This window comes from Streptococcus sp. Marseille-Q6504 (assembly GCF_965111625.1).
In genome coordinates this window covers 383354-390624 of sequence record NZ_CBCOON010000002.1, presented here as the reverse complement: position 1 = coordinate 390624, position 7271 = coordinate 383354, and the positions used below count along the sequence as shown (strand labels likewise).

At 40.2% G+C, this 7271-nt stretch carries 6 protein-coding genes; 3 read left to right on the top strand and 3 right to left on the bottom strand.

The features are described from left to right. Positions 1-29: 29 nt before the first annotated feature. The 3 genes from ACWPUA_RS03995 to ACWPUA_RS03985 form a co-directional block, all read right to left on the bottom strand. The gene (locus ACWPUA_RS03995; RefSeq protein WP_454379309.1) at positions 30-605 is read right to left on the bottom strand and encodes a cysteine hydrolase family protein; all 576 of its coding nucleotides are present in this window, start codon (positions 603-605) and stop codon (positions 30-32) included. Next, the gene (codY, locus tag ACWPUA_RS03990; RefSeq protein WP_016466100.1) at positions 605-1393 is read right to left on the bottom strand and encodes a GTP-sensing pleiotropic transcriptional regulator CodY; all 789 of its coding nucleotides are present in this window, start codon (positions 1391-1393) and stop codon (positions 605-607) included. The genes ACWPUA_RS03995 and codY overlap by 1 nt, the downstream gene beginning before the upstream one ends. Positions 1394-1667: 274 nt before the next feature. Then, positions 1668-3242: a DEAD/DEAH box helicase gene (locus ACWPUA_RS03985; RefSeq protein WP_454379307.1), complete on the bottom strand. Its 1575-nt coding sequence runs from the start codon at positions 3240-3242 to the stop codon at positions 1668-1670. Between the two features lie 342 nt (positions 3243-3584). Here ACWPUA_RS03985 and ACWPUA_RS03980 point away from each other — a divergent pair, with 342 nt between their 5' ends. The 3 genes from ACWPUA_RS03980 to gatD all read left to right on the top strand — a co-directional run bounded on the left by ACWPUA_RS03980 (position 3585) and on the right by gatD (position 7219). Continuing rightward, the gene (locus ACWPUA_RS03980) at positions 3585-4901 is read left to right on the top strand and encodes an FAD-containing oxidoreductase (protein ID WP_454379305.1); all 1317 of its coding nucleotides are present in this window, start codon (positions 3585-3587) and stop codon (positions 4899-4901) included. A gap of 192 nt (positions 4902-5093) precedes the next feature. Continuing rightward, positions 5094-6437: a lipid II isoglutaminyl synthase subunit MurT gene (murT, locus tag ACWPUA_RS03975; protein WP_454379303.1), complete on the top strand. Its 1344-nt coding sequence runs from the start codon at positions 5094-5096 to the stop codon at positions 6435-6437. Beyond that, the gene (gene gatD, locus ACWPUA_RS03970; RefSeq protein WP_320693849.1) at positions 6437-7219 is read left to right on the top strand and encodes a lipid II isoglutaminyl synthase subunit GatD; all 783 of its coding nucleotides are present in this window, start codon (positions 6437-6439) and stop codon (positions 7217-7219) included. The genes murT and gatD overlap by 1 nt, the downstream gene beginning before the upstream one ends. Positions 7220-7271 lie beyond the last annotated feature (52 nt).

Below are 7271 nucleotides of genomic sequence, written 5' to 3'. Positions count from 1 at the left end.
TTTTTCAGATTTTTTCATCTTGAAATGTATTATTCTGTAATTTCAAGCAAATTTTCATCGACCAATTTCGCACCAAGTGTATTCTTAAAATGTCCAAGTGCAAAGGCATGATTTTCAGGCCAAATGGATGCAACTGCTGGTTTGACAACTTCTATCTGATAACCAAGATTATAAGCATCAATGGCCGTATGCAAGACACAGATATCTGTAAGAACTCCTGTCAAAATGACTGTATCTACTCTACGCTCTCTGAGACGGATATCCAAATCTGTTCCAGAAAAGGCCGAGTAATGACGTTTATCCATCCAGAAAACACGACTGTCTCCAGCATGCTCCTTATAGAACTCGGCTAGCTTGCCATACAAGTTTCGTCCACTAGTCCCAATAATATTATGTGGAGGGAATAGTTTACTTTCAGGATGAAAAACATCATTTTCTTCATGAGCATCGATGGTAAAAAAGATATAATCTCCACGTTCAAAAGCCTTTTGGGTCACCCCATATATATCATCAGATATTGCTTGAGCTGGAGCGCCTGCAGTCAGTTTCCCATGATCCGCTACAAAATCTTCTGTATAGTCAATAGATATTAAAGCCTTAGCCATTAATAGTCCCTCTTTTTCACTTCTTCAAAAATATCTGGAATGAGAACTTTGAGATAAGTTCCTTTCATACCAAGAGAACGACTCTCAATAATCCCTGCAGATTCGAGTTTACGAAGGGCATTAACAATTACAGAACGAGTGATACCGATACGGTCTGCAATGACTGAAGCTGTTAATTGACCTTCATTACCATTTAATTCAGCTAGAATAGCCGATACTGCTCTAAGTTCAGAGTAAGAAAGGGTATTGACCGCCATAGTTACAGCCGTACGACGACGAATATTTTTCTCATCTTCCTCACGTTGGAAGTTCAAGAGTTGAATTCCTACTACTGTACTGGCAATCTCAACCAGAATCAAATCATCTTCTTCAAACTTTTTATCATTACGCCAAATAATCAAAGAACCCAAGCGAATCCCTGAGACATGAATTGGAGCAATCGTTGTCAAACCATCTGGAAAATCAGAACGACTCTCAGTTGGGAAAATTGTCAAATCATGCTCTACTGGAAGATTGGCCTCCGTATCGTAGATCATGTTCGCACCTTGCACATAATCTTCTGGGAAAGTCTTTGATTGGAAGAATTGCTCTACTCGGTCATTATTAGTTTTGTAGCGCATAAAGTAGCCCAACAAACGACCCTTGCTATTCACAATACAAGCGTTACAGTCAATAATATCTGCTAATTGACGTGTAATGGCATTATAAGGAAGCTCATCTTGTAATTGCTCCTCCGAACGCTTTAAGATTGATGTGATTTTTCTTGTTTTTTCTAATAAATGTGCCATTTTTTACCTCGCATATAATCGCCTCCATTATAACATAGAAAATTCTTTATTTCAATAATTATCTGAAAATTGCTTATTGAATTGCAATTCAAGTGTATTCGAAAATTTTTCCTATTTTTTTATTATTTTCTTATTGACAGCTTCCTGATTTTTTGATAGAATAATATTACAAGATAACAAATTTATAAATACAAACTTCTCGTATTACTTTTTCATATGACTCTCGGTCTCCTTATATATAAAAGCGATCCACCTCAGTGAACCGCTTTTTTTGTTATTTATCTCCTTTGTTACGAATAACAAAGCCTGTTTTCTTCTCGCTTGAAGTATTGCGTGGTTTTTTAGTATCCTTGCGGTAACGCTTCTCTTTATCAAAGCGATCCTTTGAACGTCCACCTTTACGATAGTCATTACGACGTCCATTTCCACGGCGATCACGGTCTCGACGGTCATCTCCACGACGGCCTCCTCGACCACCCTTGCCTTTGCCACCAAAGCCACCACCAGATGGTTTAAATGGTAAAGGTTTTTCACGTGCAATCTCAACCTCAGGAAGACTATCTGGGTCTTGAACTGTTAAGCTGAGGATATACATGGCCAATTCTTCTGGGCTGAATTCTGAGGCCAATTGACGAGCATCCTTGCCAAACTTCTCAAAGTTACTACGAATCTCCTCATTCGCAAAATCACGTTCAATTTTCTTAAGAGCTACTTGCTTCTTAGCTTGGAAGGCTTCTTCTGCACTTGCAGGTTTAAGACCTTTCATACGTTTCTTAGTCAAGTTCTCAATGATTTGTAGATAACCCATTTCATTAGGTGAAACGAAGGTTATAGACTGACCTGACTTACCTGCACGGCCTGTACGACCAATACGGTGAACATAACTCTCAGGGTCTTGAGGAATATCATAGTTGTATACATGGGTCACACCTGAGATATCCAAACCACGAGCAGCCACGTCTGTTGCAACTAGGACATCAAGGTTGCCATTTTTAAAATCACGAAGGACACGAAGGCGTTTGTTTTGGTCCAAATCTCCATGAATCCCTTCTGCACGGAAACCACGGATTTTAAGCCCACGAGTTAATTCGTCTACACGACGTTTGGTACGACCAAAAACGATTGACAACTCAGGTTGATCAACATCCATAAGACGAGTCATGGTGTCGAATTTTTCTTGTTCTTTTACACGGATATAGTACTGGTCTACCAGTTCTGTTGTTAATTCTTTGGCAGCAATCTTCACATGCTCTGGTTCTTTCATGAACTGAACCCCGATGCGTTTGATAGCTTCTGGCATGGTTGCTGAAAAGAGTAAGGTTTGACGATTTTCTGGTACACGAGAGATGATTGCTTCGATGTCTTCAAGGAATCCCATGTTCAGCATTTCATCTGCTTCGTCAAGGATAAGAGTTTCAATGTCCTGTAGTTTCAAGGCCTTGCGTTTGATCAAGTCTAGGAGACGACCAGGCGTTCCAACTACGATATGAGCTCCTGATTTAAGTGCCTTGATTTGTTTTTCGATACTTGAACCACCATAAACAGAACGGACTTTTACACCCTTGCTTCGACCAAAGCGGAAAAGTTCTTCCTGACTTTGTACAGCTAGTTCACGGGTTGGTGCAATGACCAAAGCTTGAATGGTTCCTTCTTCTGTACGAATTTTTTCAAGGGTTGGCAAGCCAAAGGCTGCAGTTTTCCCTGTACCGGTTTGAGCTTGTCCGATAACATCTTTCCCTTCAAGAGCCAAAGGAATGGTTTGCTCTTGGATAGGACTTGCTTCTACAAATCCTGCTTTTTCGATTTCTGCTAACAAATCCGCAGAAAGATTAAATTCATTAAATTTCACGTTATTCTTCTTTCTAAAGATGGTGCGAAGCCATCCTATAGCGCTTAGTTTATACTTTTCTTGTCATGACGTACTTTCATATCTTTTATGAAAGACCGTGTTGCTTCTTTTCCACTAAAGAAAAAGTACTGCTTTCTTTGCAACCTATCTAGTATAACACAAGAGAGGGCCAAAAGATAGTCTAACCACTTGATTAAATTATGTAAACGATTTTTCTATTTTTTGAACTTGATTCTCAAAAGCTTTCGTAAGACTAATTTAGTCCAATATTTTTTCCCGTAGCAGAATTGTGAAAAAATTTTTTTCTTGTGTTAGAATGAAAACAAACAGGAGGATTTAAAAATGTTAACATACGATTTAATTGTTATTGGATTTGGTAAAGCAGGTAAAACTCTTGCTGCCAAACTAGCTTCAGCTGGTAAAAAAGTTGCCCTTATCGAACGCAACAAGGCTATGTACGGTGGAACTTGTATCAACATCGGTTGTATTCCAACTAAAACCTTGTTAGTTGCTGCAGAAAAGGACTTGTCATTTGACGAGGTCATGGCAACTAAAAACACTGTTACTACACGCCTCAATGGTAAAAACTATGCTACTATCGCTGGTACTGGAGTTGATATCATTGATGCCGAAGCCCACTTTGTTTCTAATAAGGTCATCGAAGTAGTGGCTGGTGATGACCGCCAAGAGCTTACGGCTGAAACTATTGTCATCAATACAGGTGCTGTGTCTAATGTCTTGCCGATTCCTGGGTTGACAACAACTGAGCATGTCTACGATTCAACTGGTATTCAAACCCTTGAAGCCTTGCCAAAACGTTTAGGTGTCTTAGGTGGTGGTAATATCGGTCTTGAATTTGCTGGCCTTTATAACCGTTTGGGTAGCCAAGTGACTGTCTTGGATGCAGCGACTAGCTTCTTGCCACGTGTGGAGCCATCTATTGCTAAGTTGGCTAAGGAATACATGGAAGAGGACGGCATTGTCTTTGAGCAAGGTGTTAAAACATCTGAAGTTAAGAATGACGGCGATGAAGTTGTCGTTGTTACTGATAAAGGAGACTTCCGTTTTGATGCGCTCCTTTATGCAACAGGACGCAAGCCTAATATTGAACCTCTTCACTTGGAAAACACTGATATTGCCTTGACTGAACGTGGCGGTATCCAGGTTAATAAGCATTTGGAAACAAGCGTTCCAGGTGTCTTTGCAGTAGGTGATGTCAATGGTGGTCTTCAATTCACTTATATTTCATTAGATGATTTCCGTATTGTCTTTAATTACTTGACAGGGGATGGTAGCTATAATCTTGAAACACGTGGAGCTGTTCCAACCGCTATGTTCCTCAACCCACCTTTGGCACAAGTTGGTCTTACTGAAGACCAAGCCAGAGCAGCAGGTGGACCAGTTGCTGTCAAGGAACTTCCAGTTGCTGGCATGCCTCGTGGTCATGTTAATGGCGATTTGCGTGGTGCCTTCAAAGCTGTGGTAAACCCTGAAACTAAGGAAATCTTGGGTGTGACCCTCTTTGGTCAAGAATCTCATGAAATTATCAATTTGATTACTCTTGCTATGAACCATCATATCCCATACACAGATTTGGCTAAACAAATCTTTACTCACCCAACTATGGCTGAGAACCTAAACGATTTGTTTGCGATTTAATACTCTTCGAAAATCAAATTCAAACCACGTCAGCTTCACCTTGCCGTACTCAAGTACTACCTACGGCTAGCTTCCTAGTTTGCTCTTTGATTTTCATTGAGTATAATTTTAGAAAGCAGCCCTCGTCGGGCTGTTTTTTCTTCACTGAAATCTCAAATCTATCTTTTCTAGCTTTTATGATATAATAGAAACATGAAATTTAAAACTACTTTGGGCCTTCTTGCTGGGCGTTCTTCTCACTTTATTTTGAGCCGTCTTGGCCGTGGAAGTACGCTGCCTGGAAAACTCGCCCTTCAATTTGATAAAGATATTCTACAAAATTTAGCGAAGAACTACGAGATTGTTGTGATAACTGGTACCAATGGAAAAACCTTGACAACCGCTCTCACTGTCGGTATCCTAAAGGAAATTTATGGTCAAGTGTTAACCAATCCAAGTGGTGCCAACATGATCACAGGGATTACGACTACTTTCTTGACTGCAAAATCTTCAAAAACTGGAAAAAATATAGCAGTACTTGAAATCGACGAAGCTAGTCTCTCACATATCTGTGACTATATCCAGCCTAGTCTTTTCGTTATCACTAATATCTTCCGCGATCAAATGGACCGATACGGTGAGATTTATACAACTTATAACATGATTTTGGATGCTATTCGAAAAGTTCCTACTGCTACTGTTCTGCTGAACGGTGATAGTCCGCTTTTCTATAAACCTGCAATTCCAAATCCTGTTCAGTATTTTGGTTTTGATCTAGAAAAAGGTCCAGCGCAACTTGCTCACTACAATACTGAAGGTATTCTCTGCCCTGAATGTCAAAGTATTTTAAAATATGAGCTAAATACATATGCCAACTTGGGAGCTTATATCTGTGAAAATTGTGGATGTAAACGTCCTGACTTGGACTACCGTCTGACAGAATTGGTTGAGTTGACCAACAATCGTTCTCGTTTTGTTATTGACGGTCAGGAATATGGTATTCAAATCGGTGGTCTCTACAACATCTACAATGCTCTGGCTGCAGTTGCTATCGCCCGTTACCTAGGCGCTGATTCTCAACTGATTAAACAAGGATTTGACAAGAGTCGTGCTGTCTTTGGACGCCAAGAAACCTTCCATATCGGTGACAAGGAATGCACACTGGTTCTTATTAAAAATCCTGTTGGTGCTACCCAGGCCATCGAAATGATCAAGCTAGCTCCTTACCCATTTAGTCTATCTGTTCTTCTCAATGCTAACTATGCGGACGGGATTGATACCAGCTGGATTTGGGATGCTGACTTTGAGCAAATTACGGATATGGACATTCCTGAAATCAATGCGGGTGGAGTTCGTCATTCTGAAATTGCTCGTCGTCTACGTGTTACTGGCTATCCAGCTGACAAGATCACTGAAACAAGTAGCCTGGAACAAGTTCTCAAAACAATCGAAGCTCAAGACTGCAAGCATGCCTATATCCTTGCGACTTATACGGCTATGCTAGAATTCCGAGAATTACTTGCCAATCGTCAGCTTGTTAGAAAGGAGATGAACTAATGGTTTATACTTCACTTTCCTCAAAAGACGGCAATTATCCTTACCAACTAAATATCGCCCACCTCTATGGGAATCTCATGAACACCTACGGAGATAATGGAAACATCCTCATGCTCAAGTACGTCGCTGAAAAGCTGGGTGCACATGTAACAATTGATATCGTTTCGCTTCATGATGATTTCGATGAACATCACTACGATATTGCCTTTTTCGGTGGTGGCCAAGACTTTGAACAAAGTATCATTGCTGGTGATTTGCCTGCTAAAAAAGAAAGTATCGATAACTTTATCCAAAATGACGGTGTCGTCCTTGCTATCTGTGGTGGTTTCCAACTATTGGGTCAATACTATATCGAAGCTTCTGGAAGACGTATCGAAGGTCTAGGTGTCATGGGACACTACACCCTCAACCAAACTAACAACCGCTTTATTGGGGACATTAAAATTCATAACGAAGAATTTGATGAAACCTATTATGGTTTTGAAAACCACCAAGGCCGTACCTTCCTCTCAGATGACCAAAAACCACTCGGGCAGGTCGTATACGGAAATGGAAATAATGAAGAAAAGATCGGTGAAGGTGTTCACTATAAAAATGTTTTCGGCTCTTATTTCCACGGACCTATCTTATCTCGTAATGCAAACTTAGCCTATCGCTTGGTCACTACTGCACTCAAGAAAAAATATGGTCACGACATTGTTCTGCCAGCTTATGAAGATATTCTTAGCCAAGAAGTTGCTGAAGAATACAGCGATGTGAAAAGTAAGGCAGAATTCAACTGATCTTTCTATTCCAACATGCTATTAGCTGTTGGAATTTTTTTAGGCTCTTTTC